This is a genomic window from Alteromonas sp. ASW11-130, from assembly GCF_026183735.1.
Taxonomy (GTDB): Bacteria; Pseudomonadota; Gammaproteobacteria; order Enterobacterales; family Alteromonadaceae; genus Alteromonas.
Map to the genome: position 1 here is coordinate 33,153 of NZ_JAPFRE010000016.1, position 22,080 is coordinate 55,232.

Sequence of the window (22,080 nt, forward strand, 5' to 3'; positions counted from 1 at the left end):
TATACTGAAGATATCCCAGCCATTTCACATAGAAAAAGCCACTGCATAATCGATTATTTTACCCAAGGACCAGTAATGAAAATCATTCAAAGAACCCTCCGCTTCATGCGAAGCATTAAGGATCACAGACTACACACCTACTATAGACTTTTCAGCGACTATACAATGATCCCACCGACCAACTATGTCGCTAATTTAAAATTAGCCAATTCTGCAGCCTTGATTCCAGGAGCGGTGGTTGAGTGCGGTACGTGGAAAGGCGGAATGATAGCCGGGATAGCCAAGCTGCTTGGGAAAAATCGAGACTACTACCTCTTCGACAGCTTTGAGGGGCTGCCACCAGTAGACCCTATCGATGGCCAAGCAGCAAAGCGATGGCAAGAAGATATCGATTCACCAGCTTACTTCGATAATTGTTCCGCAGCCGAAATTGAAGCCATAACCGCGATGTCGTTGGCGGAAATCAATGACGCAAATGTGGTGAAAGGGTGGTTTGAGGATACGCTGCCACAGGCATCCTTTCCCAATGGCATCGCAATATTAAGAATGGACGGAGACTGGTATAAATCAACTTATCAGATTCTTGACTCACTGTTCCCGCTTGTAAACGATAACGGGCTTATCATCATTGATGACTATTATACGTGGGATGGTTGCTCTAAGGCCGTGCATGATTACCTTTCAAAGTACCAGCGACCTGAACGGCTTTCCTCGTATGAAGGCGTTTGCTTTATACGGAAAAAAAAGGCCGAACAAGACAAATTAACTGAATGATATTAAGTTTGATGGTAATTCGGGAATTGAAAACTAAGATAACATCTTTAAAAAAACCGCTGCGATCTAAAATAATTCGCTACATTATTCACAGCGGGTTAAACCTTTGCTGACCATTGAAATTCTGGCGCAGATGCAAAAGGGCCATTTAGCGGAACGGGAGAAACACAACGAGACGCACGTCATAGTAGAGATGAAAGAGGGTACACCCGCGACTCCATAGCTGGATACGCAGTCTATCTTCTTCCTTTCAGTCACGCCCGCTGAAATAGGGCATTTTTTATGTTTTTGTAGCTGCGTTAAGCTTATCACTTATTAAGAACGGCAGAAAAGTAAGCAGCTGTACCGTATTTACCGCTTTAATAATAAGCTTTTCTCGTCTCCAAGCGGAACTTCTCTTGTATACGTCTATTTTTTAATCGACTTCTTCAAGATACGAATCCTTGTCGTGTACTGATACAGCTTGGAGCCGCTGCTGTTCGGATGAAGCAAGCTTTAGTCTGCTTGATTGCGGGGCCGAATAGACAAATTGTTTCGGAAAGATTTTAGCCGAAGCCTGTCTGATAGATTAGTCCGTTATCGAAGGTTAACATCTCTGTGGCTGTTCCAGTCGGCAATTTCTGCTTTGAAATAAGGCAAGGCGAAATTTATGAGCTAGATACGTAGATTTCTAATTTAACGAGGGTAAAAATACGGTATAAGGTAAAACCGCCCATTAACACGTTTCCTGCGTAAACCAGCCGCCTCTTCTCAAATAATATAAATTACACTAAACCCTCTATACTGAATTGAACAACAGTGTTGTAGAACTATCCGATAAGGTTTTTGACTCATAACCAAAACCATGCAGTTAAACTATTAAGATATTGAACAGGACAAAGGAACGCATCATGACCTCATTCGTCTCGTTAGATCGTCTTCGTTTTTGGTGCAATCGACTTGGTGAACAGCTTTGGGTGCGGCCTTTGGCGGTGTGCTTAATCTCTGTTACTGTGGTGTTTACGGCCAAAATCATAGATGGCTCTGATTATGCGATCCTTGCACCTGAAGTTGCACAGGACTCGGTTGAAAATTTGCTCTCCCTATTGGCGGCTAGCATGCTGGTTATTGCCACCTTTTCGGTGGCATCTATGGTATCTGCCTATGCCGCAGCAAGCAGCTCAGCGACCCCTCGCTCCTTCACACTTGTATTGGCGGATGACGTCTCACAAAATGCGCTTTCGACCTTTGTCGGTGCGTTTATTTTTAGTGTGGTCGCGTTAACAGCGGTAAAGAACGCTTTTTATGGAAAAGCAGGTCTATTCGTCCTTTTCATTCTAACAATAATTGTTTTTGCGATGGTCATAGTAACGTTTGTACGCTGGGTAGACACCATTGCGCGATTGGGGCGAATCGGCTCGACGATTGAAAAGGTTGAGAGGGCGACTGAGATCGCGCTTAAAAGAAGGCAAGATAAACCGACCCTGGGAGGAATATCAATATCTAGCTCTCCTAGGCCAGGCACTGCCGTATATGCATCGAAAATTGGTTATGTGCAGCATATCGACATGGCAACAATTCAGCGTTGGGCAGAGGATGTTGACGCTCAGGTTGTCATATCAGCGTTACCAGGAGCCTTTGCTTCGCCCAATCAGGCGTTGGCATACGTTAGCATTTCATCAGAAGCACTGCATAAAGCTGGCAGCGATAGCCTGATCAACTCATTCCGAATTGGCCGCGACCGAACCTTCGAAGATGATCCTCGATTTGGTCTGATCGCATTGTCCGAAATTGCGGCTCGAGCGCTTTCCCCTGCAGTCAACGATCCAGGTACAGCAATAAAAGTGATTGGAACATTAGTACGTTTGATTACTTCTTTTAATGAGCAAGCGCAAGCAGAGAATCAAAACGAAGTTGAATATGACAGAGTAGCGGTACCAAAGATCGCAATACCTGATATGTTTGACGATGCTTTTATGCCCATAGCCCGAGATGGCGCAGGGGCGGTAGAGGTAGGTGTTCGTTTACAAAAGGCTCTGAGCGCCCTTGAATCACTTAACAATGATGAAATTCGTAAAGCCGCTAGCTATCACAAGGTGTTAGCGCTAAAGAGAGCATCTAAAGTACTCGATGTAGAAGAGGACTTAGTTGCCGTTAAAGATGCTGCACACAATGTTAGACCCTCAATAAAACAGCTTAAAAATAAAACATAATAGGCCTTAACATGACATCAATATTTGTTTTTTTTCAGCTTTCGCTTTGATATTGACCTTACGTTTGCTTTCTCGTCATCCACATCGAATTATTCGAGGGATGGACTTTGCGCGTCTGCAATCTGCAATTCTCATCACTTGTTTGCTAGTGGCCGAGTTTATTCTCTTGGGTATGAAATAGGGAGTAGCCTGGCTACTCATCTAAATCGCTTTTTTTGTGTAATTTGGCAATTGAGCTGGAGTTTTCCTTATACACGTTTGTGACGCCAAGAGGTCAAACGAACGCGCAGCAGCAATGTCGAAAGTCAAATTAGCATTTTAACCGCTAAAGTCCTGACACCTAACCCTAAGGCAAACTTATTAATTCAGTTGGTAAGAGAGCATAATCCCGATGTTTTGCTCACCCTTAAATCGGACAAATGGTGGGAAGTTCAGCTGAAGGAAATTGCAGCAGATATGCCTTACAGCGTGAAGTGTCCTCTGGACAATCTTTACGGAATGCATGTTTATTCAACATTACCTTTGAACGAACACGAAATTACTAACTTAGTTGAAAAAGATGTGCCATCAATACACATAACGTTGAGGTTGCTCTCAGACAAAACTATTCGCATGCACTTTGTTCATCCAGCGCCACCTAGTCCTACAGCAAACCCCGAGTCAGCTGAGCGGGACGTCGAGTTGGTAATTGTAGCTCGAAGCGTTGCCGAAAGTGACCAACCTGTCATAGTCACTGGCGATCCTAATGATTTGGCATGGGCAGCTACCACGCGTCTTTTTTCGTAAAGTTAGCGGCTTGTTAGATCCTCGAGTAGGCCGCGGCGTGTTCGACACTTTTCATGCGGACTATTCTTTTCTGCGCTGGCCTTTAGACCAACTTTTTTCATAGCCACCCTTTTACATTAAACAGCATCAAACGATTACCCTCAATCGGTTCAGATCATTTTCCTTACTGACTAAGTTAACCTTTTCTCCCACCAAAGGTGCTGACCAAGAAGGGTTAGATTCTGATGCTTCTGACCATAATTGGGCGGATAAAATAGCCGAAGAACAAGACGTAAAAAAGAACGATGTACCAGAACCAGGAAATTCGAACCAGGGGTAACGGTCTGCTGATGCGGTTGCCGGGCGAGGATTCGTTTGCGGTCCACTTTACTCACAATTGCGGGAGGGCGAGGCCCCAAAAACATGGTGAATTTAGCTTATATTTCTAGGTGATTGAAAGTTTAGCGTTCGCAACTTAACGCGATTGTTGGCTTAACCAACTGATTTTTGTTTGCTTTATTTAGTCTCTGTGTAATCTTTGAGCAGTCAAATTTAGGTAGGCATGGATGGGTCATAGGCTGCTGTGATTTCGTTGAAAATAGAAACGGAGGGGCGGGTCGGCAAAAGATTAGGTCATACCAGACTGAAAATAGCTTCATTATTGTCGGCGTTTTACGCCCCCGGATTTTGGACTTATGCGGATGGAGGCGCAGATTAACGAAACCCTAAGCTCCATATATAGCCTTATAATAACGATGAATAGAGGGTTGCCTGAGTTTGAGTATTGTCTTGCAAGGCCTCATCAATAACAGGAAAGTTAATATGTTCAACCAATTCAATTTAAAATGTTTACTTGCGATTAGCGTGTTAGGTAGCTTTGCAGCGCAAGGGACTCAGGAAACGAACAATCAGGCACCGACAGCTACGGTAGAAGAAACTAAAATTAAACACTGGAGCGAACCCGCAATAAAACGTACATTCTGGGATATTGCTGAACTAGAAAAAGCGTTTATTAGTGTAGCACCAACGAACAAAAATGACGGCATCACCGTGGGTGAACTGGGTATTAACGGTGCCAACAAGGATATGATCCTTACTCTGGCACAGGAAATCGCAGACAAAAAGCACAGTAACGTGGACAGCTTGCTTATCGCTCACAACGGTGACCTGGTTTTTGAGTCGTATTTTGCGCGCGGGCGCATTGATTTATCTCACCCACAATCATCTACTACCAAATCTTATACCGCCTTGGCAATTGGACGCGCTATCCAATTAGGGTATTTGTCAATGAAGGATCTTCACAAGCCTGTTGTCAGTTTCCTAAAAGGGTTAGACGAATCAAAATTTGATAAAGGCGTTGAAACAATCACCCTTCATAAACTTATGACCATGACATCTGGTTTGCAGATAAGCCCAGAAAAATTAGAGGAATATCAAAAAAATCCTGAACAATATAATGGCATAAAACTAGTGCAGGCTTTTTTCGAAGATAGCGCTCCTGTTACTGAAGCGTCTCAGACATTCAATTATCAAGGTGCTAATCCGGATGTGGTGATGCAGGTTCTTGATGCAGTGGTACCAGGCTCGGCTAAGGATTTTATCGAAAACGAGCTATTTGATAAAATGGGGATAGCTAACTATGATTGGCGCACGGATAAAAACGGTTTGCCAGCAGCGGGCTCTTTCTCGAGCATAACGTCACGGGATATGCTCAAATTGGGCTCACTGGTGATGAATGAAGGCAAGTGGAAAGGAAGCCAGTTGATTCCCCAGTCCTTCATTAATAAAGCGACAAAAAGAAATATCCAATTGAGTGAGGAACAGGTTAAAAACTTTTATTCTGGCGATAACCTCTCTGACTCCGGATACGGCTATTTCTGGTGGCAAACTGATATGAAGGTTAAAGATAAGCAATATCTATCTAATTCTGCTCAAGGGGGAGGCGGGGTCACTATTCTCTCCATTGATGAACTCGATCTTCTTGTAATTGTTACGGCTCACTCGCGGCAAGCCTATTTGCAGATGATTGCGGAAAGAATTGTACCAGCTTTCATATAAAGGCTAGGGGCTAAGACAGCGATTAGTTGCGATGGATTGATATGGCCTTTTCAATTCCCGCAATATTCTTAACGAAATTACCCTGGTTTAAAAACCGGCTGTGTTAAACGCAATTATCACTGCTAAGGCATACCAAGAAAACGAAGAGCGTATGAGCTTCACACAAGATGATTCATATATCTATCAATATTCTTTGGAAGAGAGATCATCAGATTTCTCTCCTTTGAATAACGGACGATTGATTACGTCCGCAAAACTGACTGGCTGAAAATTCTACCAATTGACCTTTTCAACTTATGGATAAACGGTCATCGACTATTTCTTATGGCATTCAACGACGATATTAAATCCAATTTGATTGAGTGGAAACTTCGTTGACTTCTTAAGTGGTAGTTTCCAGCGGCCAATAACAGGAAGCGTGCCCTCATAGTAGTAACCGGTAATTCTATCTACGACGAACCCACTTGTTTTTAGTAGTTGTATAATTTCAGACGAAGAGTAAATGTGTATATGGGTTGAGTCCCATGCAGTCCACTTTCCATGACCTCTAATCTTCTCACCCCAGTAATAGCCTCCCAATCCTTCAGGAGAAAATTTGTTCGGTGTAGAAATGATTAAGCCACCACCTGGTTTGAGTACTTTTATGATTTCCTTAAGTAAATTTTGGCCAAGAGGTTTCGGCATATGTTCTATGAGCTCTAAGCAAAGAACTAAGTCATATTGACTTTCTGGCAGGTCCGGTAACAGGCTTAAAGCATCTCCCAGATGCGTTTCGTACGCGTGATTTTTAGCGCTCTCAATATTGACGAAGTCAGTATCAATAGCTGTTGTTTCCCACCCCTTATTGGAAAGTACACTGGAGAAAAAACCAGGACCACAACCGATATCAATGGCACTTTTACCCAGACCTGAAGGTATTAAATCTTTGAGAAGCTCAACGCGACCAATTTCATAAGAACTCTCCTCATATTTAGCGACTTCTACAGGGGTGTTAGATGGCTGGAAACTCTCTCCCTGAAACATTTTTATACTCCTTGGTTTATAGCGAGGCTAAACATACTGACTCCCCGCGGAAGCGTTAGCCTCGGCATTTTCGTGAATCAACTTTTCAGACCCAGCCATAATTAGTTTGTGCAATACTAAATTTGATTGGAGACTAACGAGAACAAACATAGCATATTTTTCTTAGCATAAGATACTCATAAAGAATTCTATGAAGTCGCATAGTGTATGAATGGCCGAGCTTTTTCACCTGTTCACTTCGGACGCAACCCCTCGTCAAAAGTGAGTGTGGAAAAGCTCATTCGTCAGTTCGAATCCAAATACCGACAGCAACATTGCATTTGGTTTATGAGGCCGGACCTCGTGGCTATCAGATTGATCCACTGATTACCAGTTTGATCCAGAAGATGAAGCAGTAAGCCATTTATCCCGAGCTCGGGAGGTGGTAATGAAAGATTTGAAAAAAGTCAAATATCAACCTGAGGCATTGTTACTAGGAAACTATATTCGTGATGCTTGCACCACTAACTGGCCGCAGAGATACTTTCGCTGGCTAATCGAGCTTCTCTTGCTGCACCCTGCCCAGCACTTTGTGCTGCAACTTCAACTAATAAGCGTCTAGATTATTGATGTCGATTCAAACCGTATTGACACAGAAGGTTTGAATCGTAATTTAATTACCGCGGGATTTGGTCGTACTCGCTAATTACCTAGAGAAATTTACCGTGTTCTTTAGTCAAGCATTCTTTAAATGTTTTGGTAATGAATAATAGACAGGAACAGCTTAAATTGTTCCCGCGTACAACAACAAATTACGTGCCACAGGCCCTTTTAACGTTAATCCACTTGGTGTGGCCTTAACCACCGCTAGGATCGCGTAAAACACAGGTAGTGCCATTGATTTTGGCATAACCAACTGCACGCTTGCGGTTGATACCAGCCTCAGGTTATTAACACCCTTTCAGACAACCACTAGTATGAGAGTCGCTTATCCAGTCCGAATATGTCCTATGAATAAAAGGGCGTAATAGCCCTTATCATCTTAGCCTTAAATGACAGCTGCCAACTCAGCTCCTTGCCTGATGGCTCTTTTAGCATCAAGCTCGGCTGCGACATCGGCGCCACCGATTATGTGAACTTTTTGACCAGCATCTTCTAAACCTTGTTGCAATACCCGCAAAGGAACCTGTCCTGCGCACACAATAATATGGTCCACGTTTAATACTTTTGGCTCATCACCTACTAGAACATGTAATCCATTGTCGTCTACCTTCTGATAGGTAACACGATTGATTTTTTTCACGTTGTGATTTTTAAGCGAAGCTCGGTGGATCCATCCGGTGGTTTTGCCTAAGCCTGCGCCGACCTTCGTTTCTTTTCGTTGAAGTAAAAATACTTCTCGCTGGGTTCGTTCAATTTGCGGGGGCATTATAGCGCCGGGTTGGGAATATTCTTTATCAATTCCCCAGTGCTTTAACCATTTGTCGGGGTGGGTAGTAAGATGCTCATCTTCTACCAAATATTCGGCCACATCAAAACCTATACCGCCGGCGCCGATGATGGCAACCTTTTGTCCTACCGGCTTTTTGTCGCGTAAAACATCCAGGTAAGACATAACTTTCGGATGGTCAATGCCCGGGATATCTAACTGACGAGGTTTGATACCTGTGGCTAGTATTACTTCATCAAATTGCTGCGCAACAATCATGTTAACCGTCATAGTTTGATTCAGATGCAACTTGACGCCGTGCAATTCAATTTGTTTTTTGTAATAGCGTAACGTTTCGTAAAACTCTTCTTTGCCGGGAATTTGCTTGGCGTAATTAAATTGTCCGCCTATTTCGCTGGCTTTATCAAATAAATGTACCTCATGGCCGCGTTCAGCAGCATAGGTGGCAAATGCCAGTCCTGCGGGGCCGGCCCCGATAACTGCTAACTTTTTAGGTACGCTGGTAGTCGGAAAATTTAGTTCGGTTTCATAACAGGCGCGAGGGTTAACTAAACAACTTGCTCGCTTTCGCTGAAATACATGGTCCAAACAGGCCTGATTACAGGCAATACACGTGTTAATGTGGTCGGCCTGATTTCTTTCTGCTTTCGCTACAAAGTGGGAGTCGGCTAAAAAAGGGCGCGCCATGGACACCATGTCCGCTTCGCCTTTTGCTAATATATTTTCAGCAACCTCGGGCGTGTTAATACGGTTAGTGGTGATTAATGGAATAGAAACTTCATTTTTCATTCTGCCAGTAATCCAGGTAAAGGCAGCGCGGGGGACAGAAGTAGAAATAGTCGGAATACGAGCCTCGTGCCAGCCAATGCCTGTATTAATTAACGTCGCGCCTGCTTTTTCAATTTCTTTGGCGAGGTAAACTACCTCTTCCCATTTAGCTCCGCCTTCTACTAAGTCCAACATAGATAAGCGATAGATAATAATAAAATCCGTACCTACAGCGTCCCGGGTTTGACGAACGGTTTCAATCGCTAGTCTAGCGCGGTTCTCTAAACATCCACCCCATTCATCATCTCGTTTGTTAGTGCGCTCACAAAAGAACTGATTAATTAAGTAACCCTCAGAGCCCATTATTTCGACCCCATCGTAACCTGCGCGCTGCGCGAGTTTGGCTGATTTGGCATAGGCTTTAATGGTACGTTTTATTCCGCGTTTAGATAATGCTCGGGGTTTAAAAGGTGTAATAGGTGATTTTATTGCTGAAGCTGAAACAGCAAATGGATGGTAGCCATATCGCCCAGTATGAAGAAGTTGCATACATATTTTCCCCCCCTCAGCATGTACTGCTTCAGTGACTACCATATGTTTTTTGGCGTGGCGACGGCTACTCATGCGCCCACCGAATGGTGCCACCCAGCCCTCAATATTGGGGCTAATCCCCCCTGTCACAATCAAGCCAACCCCGCCGCGAGCGCGTTCTGCATAGAATGCAGCCAACTTTTCAAATCCATTTTTTTCTTCTTCAAGGCCCACGTGCATCGAACCCATTAATGTTCGATTGCGTAATTGAGTAAAGCCAAGATCCAGAGGTTTAAGCAGGTTAGGGTAAGCAGTTTTAGTCATATTCGGTTGTAATGTTAAGTGGTCTGACAACTAGTCTAGCCTATCACAAATTGAATTTCTGCAAGGAAATTTCCAAACAGATTGCCCATCGCCTAAATAAGCACCTCCACACATTGAAGGATAGTGCATCTTTACAACCCAGCTTGGCGTTTGGTTCCCGCGCGTCGCCTGCAGTGCTATTTATTCTCACTTCGATATACGCAGATGAACTTTCTAACGTAGCGGGAAAAAGGGTTTCACCGCCAGGACATTATGGGACACATCTTTATCTATAAACCGTCATCCTTGATTAAAAAATTGATACGTTCGGTCACGACGCCTTGGTCTTAAAAAGAAGAAAGCGTGGTTCTACGCTTTATGTCGTTGATTTGACAAGTCATGGTATGTCTTCGCTAATACGCGATGAAAGAAATATCTTTCTTATTATGAACGGATACACAGTATTGATGAGGGGGGGAGGTCAGAAGTTTTTGAGGTAGATGCTCAAAATTTCCTCGACAGTTAGCTGCTCTTTCTTTATATTGCGCGACCTTGCTCCAATTCGGAGTGTCGTAGTTTCTCAATCTTTATTCTGGAAGTCCTGTTTTGATCACCACCGCCAATATCACCATGCAGTTTGGTTCTAAGCCTCTTTTTGAAAATATCTCCGCGAAGTTCGGTAACGGTAATCGTTACGGTCTAATTGGAGCGAATGGCAGCGGCAAGTCTACGTTTATGAAAATACTAAGCGGCGCACTAACGCCTACTTCGGGTAATGTTTCTTATGCGCCGGGCACCAAGCTAGGAATATTAAGTCAGGACCAATTTGCATATGAAGAAATGAGCGTCGTTGAGGCGGTTATCATGGGTGATCGGGAACTGTGGGAAGTAAAGCGCGAACGTGACGAGATTTACAGCAAAACGGACATGAGCGAAGACGAAGGTATGCGCGTAGCGGAGCTGGAAACGCAGTTTGCAGAAATGAACGGCTATACAGCGGAAGCACGAGCCGGAGATATTTTAAGTGCCGCAGGTATTGAAGAGTCCTATCATTTCGGTTTAATGAAAGAAGTCGCACCAGGTCGTAAAGTAAGGGTGTTACTAGCTCAAGCGTTATTCGCTGATCCCGATATCTTGTTACTTGATGAGCCTACTAACAACCTCGATATATACACCATCAATTGGTTGGCAGAAGAACTGAACAAACGTAAGTCCACGATGATCATTATTTCACACGATCGCCATTTCTTAAATTCCGTGTGTACTCATATGGCAGATATTGATTACGGTGAATTACGTATTTATCCTGGTAATTATGATGCCTTTACTGCCGCGGCGGCCCAGGTTCAGGAGCAACTGCATCATGAAAATGCAAAAAAGTCTGCCGAAATTGAAGAATTACAAGGTTTCGTAGCTCGTTTCTCTGCCAATGCTTCAAAAGCCAAACAGGCAACATCGAGAGCTAAACGTCTTGAAAAAATTGAATTGGCAGAAGTGAAAGCTTCCAGCCGTCGCAAGCCTTTCATTCAGTTTAAACAGCACAAAAAGCTACACAGATTAGCAATCACATTAGAGGCGTTAGGACACAGCTATACTGATCAGCCCCTATTCAGTAACGCTAACTTGTTATTGGAAGCCGGTTCGCGACTGGCTATTATCGGTGAAAATGGTGCGGGTAAAACAACGCTTTTGAAGTGTTTACTCAACGACATTGATGTGAACGAAGGGTCGGTAAAGTGGGCAGAAAATGCGGCCATTGGTTACATTCCACAGGACAGCAGCAAAGATTTTAATGTAGATCTCACATTATTTGAATGGATGTCTCAATGGCGCGGGCCGCAGCATGATGATCTACAGGTCAAAGCTATGCTTGGGCGGTTACTGTTTGGTTCGGATGACTTTAACAAGAAGGTTAAAGTCTGTTCTGGTGGTGAGAAGAATCGACTGTTATTCGGTAAATTAATGTTACAGGATATCAATGTATTGGTAATGGACGAGCCTACCAACCATTTGGATATGGAATCTATTGAAGCACTAAATAAAGCGTTGCTTAATTTTGACGGCACAGTGATTTTTGTAAGCCACGATCGTACTTTCGTATCGTCACTGGCTACCCAGGTCATTGAAATCAGCAACCAGAAAATAAATAATTTTGAAGGCACCTATAACGAATTTATCGCTCATCGCGCCGCTTGAGCATTTGTTTCTGGTAAGAGTAGTGATTAAATTAGATACAGTGATATAGTAGTGAAAATTCAATTTACTACTAAGTGTGGTGGGACGTGTCAGATATCGCCAATTTGCTGGATAAATTAGCGCACAATAAACCTATTTACGTCGGCTATCCCACCGCCACCGATTTTAATAACACTAATTGCTCTGAATTACTTAATCAGCACTTAAATAACATAGGTGACCCGTTTAAAAGTGTGTCGTGTTACAGCACTTTTTCTCACGAAGTTGCTGTGATTGAGTTCTTTATGCGCCTCTACCAGACCAATAAGGACCACGCCTGGGGATATATTGCGAGTTGTAGCACGGAGGCCATTTTTTATGCTTGCTGGCGTTATCGTGAGCATGCGAGTAAAGATGCCGTACTGCTATCTTCGGAATATGCCCATTATTGCGTACCAAAAATCGCTAATTTATTAGGAATACAGCATCGGGTTATAGCCTCACACAGTAACGGCAGTATGAACCTTGACGCCTTGCGTGATGTTATCACCTCCACGCCTGATAAAAGTTATATTCTCGTGGCAACATTGGGCTCAACCATTACCTCTTCGATAGACGATGCTGCCGAAGCAAAGTTAGTGTTCGAGAATGCGCAAGTAGAACATTTTATTCATTTAGATGGTGCATTCGATGGAGCATTTCTTCCACTGGTAGACGACTATGCATTGGGCAAAAATTTTTCGTCAGTCAATATTAGCGGACATAAGTTTTTAGGCGCACCTGTTCCATCGGGTGTATTGCTGATGGAAAAACAATTTGTCAGTGGTAAGTACGTGGAATACATCAACAATGACGACGTGACTATTGGCGGCAGTCGAAATGGTTTAGCGCCAGTCTTCATGTACAACGCTATTAAGGACCTAAACTCTGAACGGGGTATGCGGGCAAAGTACCTCGCTTGCCTAGAAAAGGCAGACACTTTTTTACAGATCCTTCAGCAGCATTCAATTAATTGCTGGAAGAACGAAAAAGCTATTACGATTGTGCTGGAAAATGTGCCTGAGTCAGTATTTAAGAAGTGGCACTTTCCCCAATGCCGTCATCGCGCTACGTTAACCTGCTTGCCAAAATTTACTGAACAAATGCTCCATCAACTTATTGCTGATATGCAAAACCCAGACGCGATTGATATGGCCAGTGCTAAGCGTTTCGACTACTTTGTGAATCCGCTTTGAAGTAAAACTCATCTATAATTACGTCTGATTTTGTGAGTAGAACACACGTAAATGAGTTTGGGTATGAGAATTTATCTTCCGGAAAAATAAAGACGATTTGCCGTGCGATAAAAAATATTCATTTTTACGTCCTCCTCGTTAATGTATTCGCACAACTGATTTTGCCAGCGGGCATAATCATGGGGGTGGGTAACAGGGTAATTGGAACCATAACAAAGCTGGTTCAGTGGAATTATCTCGAAAATAGAGTCAAGGCACGCTTCTAATTGATTATCCTTATTCAACATCTCGAAACCTGATAATTTTATAATCCAGTTTTTCTGGTGCGATATCTCTTTTAATAACGTCCTCCAATGGCTCTGGTTTTCAGCTGAACTTAGCACGGGCAAAGCCATGTGTTGCAGCGTCATGGTGACGTCGGAAGCCTTGATGTCATCGAGTAAATCCAGAAACTGATTGGGATACATCTGAGCTTCAAAAATCATGTCGTGTGCAGTCAACATGGAAAGTTTTTCCCGCAAATCGACAGGAATTGCTTTTTTAAATGGGTTATAGCTAAATTCAGAGGTGGTCGCCATAATCTGCCTTACACCCACTATATCAGGCTGAGCGGATAGCACTGAAAGACAGCGTTCAAAGTCTTTTAAGGGTAAGGTGAAGTCAATAAACGCGATAACCTTGATATGACAATTAGGATAAGTTTGTTTAAGCCAGGAGAATTCACAAAAAGGAGAGTGATGTTCGCCGTGCGCCTCAATATGGACAAAGCCTTCAGCGTTGAGATGGTCGGGCGAAACCTGCTTGGGTAATGTAGTTTCTTCAACCCATTCATTAAACCCGTTCGCCACATCCCAAAAATGGATGTGAGAATCTATAATTTTCACGTTTAACCTACAGATCTTACTAAATCTGCAAAATACGCAAACTCCACATGGGGCGTTTTGATTTTATCAAACTGTGCTTTAGTTAATTTACATATATCATCTGGGATGTCGATGATCTCCTCACTACACTGCAATGTCTTGACCAGTGTTTCACAGCAGTTTTCAAGGTGGTAATGATATAAAAGTGTTTCTTCGATGCTACCCCCTGTTGTGATGACGCCGTGGTTATTGGCAAATAACACGCGTTTGTTGCCTAAGGAATTAGCGATGGCGGCGCCCTCGTTTTCGAAGGCCAAACCGTCAAACGGGTGATAGGCAATATCGTCATAAAAGCGTAGGCTATGCTGAGTTGTAAACTTAAAACCAGTAGTTAAAGACGAAATAATAGTCGAGTACATGCTATGCGTATGGATGATGGAGTGAATGTCGCGCCTTACTTTATAGGTTTCTAAATGAATATTTGCAGCCTGTTCCAGGACCGTGTGTCCGTTATCTGAAAGATATTCGCCGTCTAGGTTAAGCTTAACCAGGTTTTCTTCCGTAACGTTTTTGAACGCTGTATTTTTCGGCGTGATCAGTATCGCGTCGCTGTCCGGCATTCTGGCAGATAGATGGGTGGCTACAAGCTCGTCCCACCCGTAATAAGCGATGACATGATGAGCTATGGCTAATTTTTGTCGAACATCATTTTCGATTGCATGCATGGGTGTTCCTCAACGTTTAGGGACAGGTTTATTTCGCCGTATAACCACCATCAACGGGGACTAGCGATCCTGTCATGAACCGTGATGCGTCACTGAGTAAAAACAAAACCACATCCGCCACTTCTTGGGTCGACGCAACTCTACCTAGTGGAATTTCTGCTGCTTCAGATTGTTCAACTTGTTGCAGAGGAATATTCTCTTGTTTCGCATATCGTTCAATGGCCTGTCTGTACAAAGGCGTTTCAGTCGTACTGGGGCACACTGTATTCACGCGAATTTTTTTCTTAACTAAATCCAGCGCCAGAGACTTAGTCATTTGGGCGATAGCACCTTTCGTCAACCCATAAGCAAAACTATTCGGCTTGCCGACAAAGCATTGATCAGAACCATTAAACACGATTGACGCGTTTTCATTAAAATTATTTTCTAAAGCCTTTAATACGGCGATGTTGGAAAGTAAATTCGTATTAAGAACCGTTTCGATTTCTTGAAGGGATTGAGAAAAAATGGACCCACTGCGATGAATACCGACATTTAAAAATAAACCATCGTAATGGGTATTTAGTGTAATCTTTTCCTTTACTGCTTTGTAATCGGCCAAGTCTATTTTAATGAACGTTTCTCCTCCAAAAGGCGTCTGAGGAGGTTTAATGTCCAAATTAATAACTGCATTGCCTTGGTTAATTAACGATTCAATTACAGCCCTTCCTATTCCGGTGGAGCCACCAGAAACAATAAAGTTCTTCATTTTATATACCTACTTAACGGGAGGGGAATATTAGCATAGTTGCCATTATTATTTAATGCAGTACATAGCAATCTAATAGGCTGGGTTGTTCATGAGCATATTGCGCCTGTCCCTTCATTATATGAGTAAAACCAGCTGGGAAAACGATATTCATAGAATGATTCATCATTCAGTCAATCTATTCTGCGATTGTGAAAGCTACAGTACACTATTTAAAGAAATTCCTATTCCTACCCGCGTTTGCTTATAGTTGTAATCTATCAGACTTTCTCCATAGCCGGTAAATCCTGTAGCATAGCCACGTAATTTGCCCCACAGGGGGAAGGTTATTCCCATTTCCAATGCGCCGTTATGGGTGTGGTGGTTTTGGCGACCGCGAATATTAAATTCAAGATCATTCCAGCGATACACCATAGCGAGTTCAAAATGACCTAAATAGTCTTCAATATCTGGGTTGTCATCCCCATCGGAGTCCTGGGGCGAAAGTTTTCGATCTTCTTCTATCCTCACCCACGGTTTAATTGATAGGGCAAAGTTCTCTTTCTCAAACAAAAAGTGAGAATAAACGCGGTTCCAACTTCGGGAAAAAATTTGTCCACGCCCATTCGATTGGTGTTCAATGCCTACAACAAACCCTGTGTTTCCCCCCAGCGGGTGCCATGGGAGGGGGGCAATATAGAACAACTCTGGTTGGTAGTTTGTTTCCCGAAAAGGTTTAGAGATATTGTTAGCATAAATCTGCCACCATGCTTCCAGGGTAAATCCTAAATAAAGACCATCGCCTTCAACGAACATTGAATCGGTATTTAACGGTACTTTCAGGCTTAGTTGAAACTTAGCTTCCGTGTCTTCAAGGTTTTCTTCATACCCTTGCAAAGACCGGTAAGTTTGCCGATTAATGGCGTTAGTTTTCCAGGCAGGCAAAATGTAATTCATCTTATGGGGGGTGATGACGTATGGATTAAATTCTGTTTTTCGCTCGCTCATTATTCGGTTTGAAATTCCGCCGAGCAGTACTTCTGTTTCTTCTGCTGCTTGTTCATATTTCTCTGAACCTGAACTTTTAAGTGCTTTACTACAATGGGATTTTATTTCTTTAAGAGTAAGAGCGTCGTGGCCAGTTTGATAAAGTGTAAGCACACACTGACTTTCTAAATCTTCGGTTGATGACACACTATAAGTGACTAACAATAAGAGAAAAGTAGGAGCTTTGAATGTGAGCATTGTGAAATATAGTTGATAAGAACAATAAAAGAATAGCATGACTTTCACACAATAGGAGGAACTACGGAAATATCCTCACTCAAATGATATTGAGATTGATTGTTATTTACATTTGCATGTTTACCGGTAGACTGGCTTCAAAAAATCATTGATGAAAAGTGTCGTTTTCGCTTCCGCGTAGACGTTGAAACACACTTACTCAAAACTAGTGGTAATCAACAATATCATTATGCGTAGAACATTATTTAAATGGCACTCCTTCATTGCGTTACTCGCAATGGTGCCCTTAATTGTCATATCTATTACAGGCAGTATTTTAGTATTTAAAGTTGAAATCGATACGTGGCTAATGCCAGAAAATATGCAGGTTTCAGCACAATCTGGACAATCCAGAGTAAATTTGAACGGCTTAATTAGTTTAGTCGAAACTACATACCCCACGTTTGTGTTGGGAAGCTGGGAGCTGTTCGACGATAAAGCGCGATCTGACACTGCTTACATTATTAATAAAGAAGATAGCAAATGGTACAAACTCTACGTGGATCAGTATGCGGGGGGGTTATTGTCCGAGCCCGTTTCCGTTACCCATGATATAACCGATTGGCTGCTCTCATTGCACTACACTTTTTTGCTTGGTACGGCGGGTACTGCAGTGGGATTTGTATTTGCCCTGATGTTATTGTTTTTGGCTGTGAGCGGCATCATTCTACATCGGCAGTTTTGGAAGAAATTGTTTATCCTTCGTATTTATTCGGCCAAGCGCATACTTTTTAGTGACGTACATAAGTTTATAGGTATTCTATCTTCTCCAGTATTATTGATTTTGGCGTTTACAGGGGCGTATTGGAATGCTTCGGAAGTAGTGCATGAAGCGACTGAGCATTCGGGGGCGCATGCATATACAAAGGTAGCGCTTTATCATCCCAATTTAGATTTTCAAGCGCTAATTGATACTACATCAAACCACATTCCAGCTCACCGCCCCACGTATTTGACTTTTCCTTTCGAAATGGAACTGCACATCAGTGTATTTGGTGATGTACCTGAAAAGAATGTATTCTCAAGTGAGTATTCGTCAGTAGTGACTTATGATCGACAAAGTGGGGAAGTAATCTCCGCATACGATATTCGAACGGCGACAGACTGGAATGCTTTTGTCGATATGTTCCGTAAATTGCATTTTGGTTACTTTGCTGGCTTACCCAGTAAAATTATTTGGTCTATTTTAGGACTAAGTCCATTATGGCTGGCGTTGACTGGGTTGTATTTTTACTGGTTTAGAAAGAAACGTAGAAGACATGCTTGATTATATTGAGCCAACATACATGATTAAGTACTACAAACTGTAATCTGTTGGCTCTATAGATTGCTTCAGACGATAATGAGCTTTGAGTTCATCGATAAAGTCTTTCTCTTCAATCAAGAATGTATCAAGTTTCTCAATTATTTTTGGATAAGCAATTGTGGAAAGTGAAAAATGCACCACGCTGAAAGGGAGTTCTGGATCAAGAACGAGTTTTTGTTTATCTACAGAGGTTGAAGTTAGATAAGTCGCCACATTAAATTCGATATCTGCCCCATCAGCGCGCCCCCTCAAAACTGCACGTATTGCGCCCATCGCATCATATGTTTTGAGAGTCTCAATATTATATTCATTCAAAAGACCCTCCCACTTTACCGGGGTGAAACCATTTGGATACGCCAGTCGCCTGAATTTATCGATTTTGTTACCAAGTGCATTAGCCTGAACCATTGTCCCGTATACACCCAGGGCAAGCCCTTGGCTGTAAACCTTGTTTATGCGTGTTAAACCTTTTTGTTCCCATCTGGGATTATCAGGGTATGCAAAATCAATAGTGCCTTTTTGAAGCTCCAGTTTAAGTCGCTTAGGGGGAAGAGAAATATATTTAAATTTGATATTGTGCTTAGTGGCAAACCGCTGTAACACTTTCCAGGCAAAACCTTTGTCATAAGGTCGTGCAAAATCAAAATGAGGGTAATAGTCTAGTTGTTCAGCACCAATAACATACGTTTGCGTTTGAGCAGCAGCATAAGTTACGGGTAAAAGCACGCTCAATGCTAACACCTGCAACCCTAAACAAAGTATATTTGTCCCAAAATATGACAAACCTGATCACATTAGTAAGTAAACGGAATTTAAGTAAATCAGAACAAAATTAATGATTCAATGTTTAAGGATAGAGTTTTGTGACTTTTAATGTTGGTGGGTCAAAAGTTGGCAACCTCTTGCCCCGTGTGCATACAATTTGCTGGCGCGTGGTGTTGTTCAAATTTTCTATTTAACGATATGCCAAAAAAATAGCCCAGAAGAATGAGTCAGTGGAAAACACCCGGAATGAAGCTGAACACAAATACGGGTGGTGGGAGTAGGTAATCAGGCATCATTCACCCTAGTTAAATCATAGTTATATGCCGGGTTGGTTTTCATTCATCTATGGTAGGGCGTGTTAAATCGTCGTGTATTCGGTTGCTGTCTGCATAAAAAGCATCCATGAGTGGCGAAACATAATCCCGTCTTGCCACGGTGTTTTCGAATAAGACACTATTTTTTTCAGGAGATTGCAGCCTAGACAAAATTATAAAGGTGTCCCGACCTGCGTCGGGACAGCGCTACTTAGCTAGCCTTTCGGTTAACCACTTCACCGCGATCTGGATCATCAATTTGTTTTGCTTCGCTCTGCAAGTTATCAATATCGTCATGCAGTGACTGCATATCAATTACATGTCGAAAATCGCTCTCGTTTCCTTTTTCGAGGGTATCCAGTACATCATTGATTTCCTGCATTTTCACCATTTTAATATCGGGTGAAATATCATGTTTGGCGCAGATGTCTAGTACTTCCTGCGTCTCCTGAATGCCACCAATAAGCGAACCAGCAATGCTCACGCGATTAATAACAAGCGGGGCGGGTACCACGTTTTCAAAATTGATAAGGTTACCCACAATGACGACCGTACCATCCGGCTTCATTAGTTTTACATAGGGATTAATATCGTGAGGCACTGGAATTGTATTGATTAACAAATCAATACTTTGTGCTGCTGATTTCATGTCGTCTTTATTCTCGGAAATCACTACTTCGTCAGCACCCATTTTGAGGAGCTTATCTTTTTTGCCCTCACTACGTGTAAGCGCAACAACTTTAGCCCCCAGCGCTTTGCCTAACTTGATAGCCATATGCCCTAAACCGCCCACGCCAGCGACGCCCAAGGTGGTGTTTTCGTCCACATTCCAATGTTTCATAGGTGAATAAACTGTGATCCCGGCACACATCACTGGGCCCACGTATTTCGGATCGTAATTTTCAGGTACGGTAATCCCGAACTCTTCACGCACGACCATGTAAGAAGAGTAACCGCCATACGTATTTTGATCTTCCTTCTTCGCTGGTCCATTGTAGGTACCGGTAAAACCGATAGGACCCTGGCAGTAATTTTCGACACCATCATCACATTTTTCACAGTCTAAACAGCTATTGACCATACAGCCAACACCTATGAGGTCACCTTTTTTAAACCGAGTAACACCTTCTCCCACCTCGGTTACTTCTCCCACCACTTCGTGACCTGGAACACATGGGTATTTTGTATTATCCCAATCGTTTCTTACCTGGTGAAGGTCAGAATGACAAACACCGCAATAGGTGACCTTAAAGGCTACTTCACCTGCACGAGGGTCTTTCCTGTCAAAGACAACCGGCGTTAATTCTTTGTCGGCATCTTGCGTGCCAAAACCAAATACTTTCATATGCATTCTCCCAATGTTTTACACTTTGCATCGAATATGAGTCGAAGGTTCGATAGGTGAAAGAGTAAATAAAAAATATGTTTTATTGTGACTTGTGATGGCTACGCGTTTTTAAAGGTGAAAGGTCAGATTGTTTCAAATATTTCATGAAGGCTGATAAAAAGCATGGATATTTATCGGTGTAAAGTTGCCACTTTGACAGAAAACTTAAATCGAGAGTAAGGGAATGTAGGAAGGACAATTTTGTGCGAAGAGCAAGCTAAGCTAATTAGGCGCGCAGTGGGGGGCAGTTGTAATCCTTGGGTAAGAACAACGTTAATGACCGCTATACCTTTTAACCTAGTATAGATGGGTTGATACCATAATAACGAGTTTAAGAGGGGAAATTAACTAACCACTAGTTTTAGCAGGGGAAAATGTAAAAAATTGTGCAGCGTTACATCCATACTGTTTTTTCACACGTTTATACCACTAAGGGGTATGCATCAAACGAGAATTTAAAACGCATATGAATCGCCTATTAATGGTAGTAGCAATTTTGAGTGTCTGTGCCTGTTCGGCTTTTGCTACAGCGCAACGGATAGAAATTTACACGTACGACACATTGCCACCCTTTGCCTATACAGATGAAGATGGACGGTTAACCGGTTTGTATGTGGAACTAGTTAAAAAAGTGGTTCAGCGCATGCCAAATTATGATGTTGTATTCAAAGTAGTGCCTTGGCAACGCGCAAAATTAATGGCACAAAAAGGCGAAGCCTTCGCCATCTTAGCGCCTTATTTCCACGCCCATGATTGGTTAACCGAAGACACTAAACGACCATACCTGTGGCCTTATTCCATGTCTTTGTATACTCAACAGGATATGGTGGTTTGTACCGCAGCAGCGGCGGTCATAGCTCGTCCTTATTACCCTGAAGATTATGAGGGACTAAATTTTGTTATGTGGCGCGGTGACGGAAGGGCAGGCGTTGAGTTTAATCAGATGGTGGACGACAACAAACTTTCTGTTACCTATGTCAACGACATTAAGACCGCCATAGAATTGCTTCGTTTAGGACGGGCAGATTGTACGGTAACGTCGAAATTACCTTATAGCTGGCTAAGTCGGGAACTTGCGAAAGAAAAGAAAGGTTCGAAAGGGGATGGGGGTAAAGCGGTAAAACTGGTTAAAATGAATGTTGTAGCAACGAATGATGCTTATTTAGGCTACACGGATGTAAATGATAAGAAAAATTTTCCATTTAAAGATGACTTTGTAATGAAGTTTGATATCCAACTTTACCACTTAAAAAGAAACGGTACCGTTAATCGTCTCACGCAAAAATACATGGATGCATATTTGGACCGCGCCACGCCCGAGACCTTGGGCGCGATCTGGTCTTCATCCGAGCACTACTAACAGCCGGTAAAAAGTTCGCCGAAACTCCGCCGTGTAATTATTTAATGACGACTTCCCTTCGCATTTCCCCCTGAACGGTAGGAAATGCTTTGAAAA

The 22,080-nt window shown here is 42.7% G+C and carries 17 protein-coding genes; 9 read left to right on the forward strand and 8 right to left on the reverse strand.

The genetic code is table 11. The annotated features are described in order from the left end of the window. Positions 1-165 precede the first annotated feature (165 nt). The 4 genes from OPS28_RS05265 to OPS28_RS05280 all read left to right on the forward strand — a co-directional run bounded on the left by OPS28_RS05265 (position 166) and on the right by OPS28_RS05280 (position 5,789). Positions 166-774, forward strand: a complete 609-nt coding sequence (locus tag OPS28_RS05265) for a TylF/MycF/NovP-related O-methyltransferase (RefSeq protein WP_265608411.1) — start codon at positions 166-168, stop codon at positions 772-774. 890 nt (positions 775-1,664) lie between these two features. Then, the gene (locus OPS28_RS05270) at positions 1,665-2,966 is read left to right on the forward strand and encodes a DUF2254 domain-containing protein (RefSeq protein WP_265608412.1); all 1,302 of its coding nucleotides are present in this window, start codon (positions 1,665-1,667) and stop codon (positions 2,964-2,966) included. Between the two features lie 333 nt (positions 2,967-3,299). Then, a complete protein-coding gene (locus OPS28_RS05275; RefSeq protein ID WP_332017585.1) occupies positions 3,300-3,752 on the forward strand; it encodes an endonuclease/exonuclease/phosphatase family protein in 453 nt (150 codons plus the stop codon). Positions 3,753-4,553: 801 nt separating this feature from the next. Further along, a complete protein-coding gene (locus tag OPS28_RS05280; RefSeq protein ID WP_265608414.1) occupies positions 4,554-5,789 on the forward strand; it encodes a serine hydrolase domain-containing protein in 1,236 nt (411 codons plus the stop codon). Positions 5,790-6,104: 315 nt separating this feature from the next. Here OPS28_RS05280 and OPS28_RS05285 read toward each other — a convergent pair whose 3' ends face one another. Further along, positions 6,105-6,812, reverse strand: a complete 708-nt coding sequence (locus OPS28_RS05285; RefSeq protein WP_265608415.1) for a class I SAM-dependent methyltransferase — start codon at positions 6,810-6,812, stop codon at positions 6,105-6,107. Between the two features lie 427 nt (positions 6,813-7,239). Between OPS28_RS05285 and OPS28_RS05290 the strand changes: the two genes are divergently transcribed. Continuing rightward, the gene (locus OPS28_RS05290) at positions 7,240-7,413 is read left to right on the forward strand and encodes a hypothetical protein (RefSeq protein WP_265608416.1); all 174 of its coding nucleotides are present in this window, start codon (positions 7,240-7,242) and stop codon (positions 7,411-7,413) included. A 426-nt stretch (positions 7,414-7,839) separates the two neighbouring features. Here OPS28_RS05290 and OPS28_RS05295 read toward each other — a convergent pair whose 3' ends face one another. Continuing rightward, positions 7,840-9,864, reverse strand: a complete 2,025-nt coding sequence (locus OPS28_RS05295; RefSeq protein ID WP_265608631.1) for an NADPH-dependent 2,4-dienoyl-CoA reductase — start codon at positions 9,862-9,864, stop codon at positions 7,840-7,842. Positions 9,865-10,449: 585 nt separating this feature from the next. Here OPS28_RS05295 and OPS28_RS05300 point away from each other — a divergent pair. Then, positions 10,450-12,039, forward strand: a complete 1,590-nt coding sequence (locus tag OPS28_RS05300; protein ID WP_265608417.1) for an ABC-F family ATPase — start codon at positions 10,450-10,452, stop codon at positions 12,037-12,039. Positions 12,040-12,125: 86 nt separating this feature from the next. Then, a complete protein-coding gene (locus OPS28_RS05305) occupies positions 12,126-13,253 on the forward strand; it encodes a histidine decarboxylase (RefSeq protein ID WP_265608418.1) in 1,128 nt (375 codons plus the stop codon). A 71-nt stretch (positions 13,254-13,324) separates the two neighbouring features. Here the strand turns inward: OPS28_RS05305 and OPS28_RS05310 are convergent, their stop codons facing one another. From OPS28_RS05310 to OPS28_RS05325, 4 genes are all read right to left on the reverse strand, one after another. Further along, on the reverse strand, positions 13,325-14,137 hold the full coding sequence (locus OPS28_RS05310) for an amidohydrolase family protein (protein WP_265608419.1): 813 nt from the start codon (positions 14,135-14,137) through the stop codon (positions 13,325-13,327). A 2-nt stretch (positions 14,138-14,139) separates the two neighbouring features. After that, positions 14,140-14,841, reverse strand: a complete 702-nt coding sequence (locus OPS28_RS05315) for a class II aldolase/adducin family protein (protein WP_265608420.1) — start codon at positions 14,839-14,841, stop codon at positions 14,140-14,142. 28 nt (positions 14,842-14,869) lie between these two features. After that, positions 14,870-15,589, reverse strand: coding sequence for an SDR family NAD(P)-dependent oxidoreductase (locus OPS28_RS05320; RefSeq protein WP_265608421.1), 720 nt, complete (start codon positions 15,587-15,589; stop codon positions 14,870-14,872). Between the two features lie 198 nt (positions 15,590-15,787). Next, positions 15,788-16,762: a phospholipase A gene (locus OPS28_RS05325; protein WP_265608422.1), complete on the reverse strand. Its 975-nt coding sequence runs from the start codon at positions 16,760-16,762 to the stop codon at positions 15,788-15,790. A gap of 280 nt (positions 16,763-17,042) precedes the next feature. Between OPS28_RS05325 and OPS28_RS05330 the strand changes: the two genes are divergently transcribed. Continuing rightward, entirely contained in the window at positions 17,043-18,119 is a 1,077-nt protein-coding gene (locus OPS28_RS05330) for a PepSY-associated TM helix domain-containing protein (RefSeq protein WP_265608423.1), read from the forward strand. A gap of 30 nt (positions 18,120-18,149) precedes the next feature. Here the strand turns inward: OPS28_RS05330 and OPS28_RS05335 are convergent, their stop codons facing one another. Both OPS28_RS05335 and OPS28_RS05340 read right to left on the reverse strand, forming a co-directional pair. Next, positions 18,150-18,890, reverse strand: a complete 741-nt coding sequence (locus tag OPS28_RS05335) for a hypothetical protein (protein ID WP_265608424.1) — start codon at positions 18,888-18,890, stop codon at positions 18,150-18,152. Between the two features lie 558 nt (positions 18,891-19,448). Next, positions 19,449-20,582: an NAD(P)-dependent alcohol dehydrogenase gene (locus OPS28_RS05340; RefSeq protein ID WP_265608425.1), complete on the reverse strand. Its 1,134-nt coding sequence runs from the start codon at positions 20,580-20,582 to the stop codon at positions 19,449-19,451. A gap of 508 nt (positions 20,583-21,090) precedes the next feature. Here OPS28_RS05340 and OPS28_RS05345 point away from each other — a divergent pair. Continuing rightward, complete coding sequence (locus OPS28_RS05345) at positions 21,091-21,984, forward strand: substrate-binding periplasmic protein (RefSeq protein ID WP_265608426.1); 894 nt, start codon at positions 21,091-21,093, stop codon at positions 21,982-21,984. The last annotated feature ends 96 nt before the right edge of the window (positions 21,985-22,080 follow it).

Excerpts from the sequence above, each read along its gene's own strand:
- OPS28_RS05265 (WP_265608411.1), top strand. The coding sequence starts at position 166 with ATGATCCCACCGACCAACTATGTCGCTAATTTAAAATTAGCCAATTCT.
- OPS28_RS05270 (WP_265608412.1), top strand. The coding sequence starts at position 1,665 with ATGACCTCATTCGTCTCGTTAGATCGTCTTCGTTTTTGGTGCAATCGA.
- OPS28_RS05280 (WP_265608414.1), top strand. The coding sequence starts at position 4,554 with ATGTTCAACCAATTCAATTTAAAATGTTTACTTGCGATTAGCGTGTTA.
- OPS28_RS05285 (WP_265608415.1), bottom strand. The coding sequence starts at position 6,812 with ATGTTTCAGGGAGAGAGTTTCCAGCCATCTAACACCCCTGTAGAAGTC.
- OPS28_RS05290 (WP_265608416.1), top strand. The coding sequence starts at position 7,240 with ATGAAAGATTTGAAAAAAGTCAAATATCAACCTGAGGCATTGTTACTA.
- OPS28_RS05295 (WP_265608631.1), bottom strand. The coding sequence starts at position 9,864 with ATGACTAAAACTGCTTACCCTAACCTGCTTAAACCTCTGGATCTTGGC.
- OPS28_RS05315 (WP_265608420.1), bottom strand. The coding sequence starts at position 14,841 with ATGCATGCAATCGAAAATGATGTTCGACAAAAATTAGCCATAGCTCAT.
- OPS28_RS05320 (WP_265608421.1), bottom strand. The coding sequence starts at position 15,589 with ATGAAGAACTTTATTGTTTCTGGTGGCTCCACCGGAATAGGAAGGGCT.
- OPS28_RS05330 (WP_265608423.1), top strand. The coding sequence starts at position 17,043 with ATGCGTAGAACATTATTTAAATGGCACTCCTTCATTGCGTTACTCGCA.
- OPS28_RS05340 (WP_265608425.1), bottom strand. The coding sequence starts at position 20,582 with ATGAAAGTATTTGGTTTTGGCACGCAAGATGCCGACAAAGAATTAACG.
- OPS28_RS05345 (WP_265608426.1), top strand. The coding sequence starts at position 21,091 with ATGAATCGCCTATTAATGGTAGTAGCAATTTTGAGTGTCTGTGCCTGT.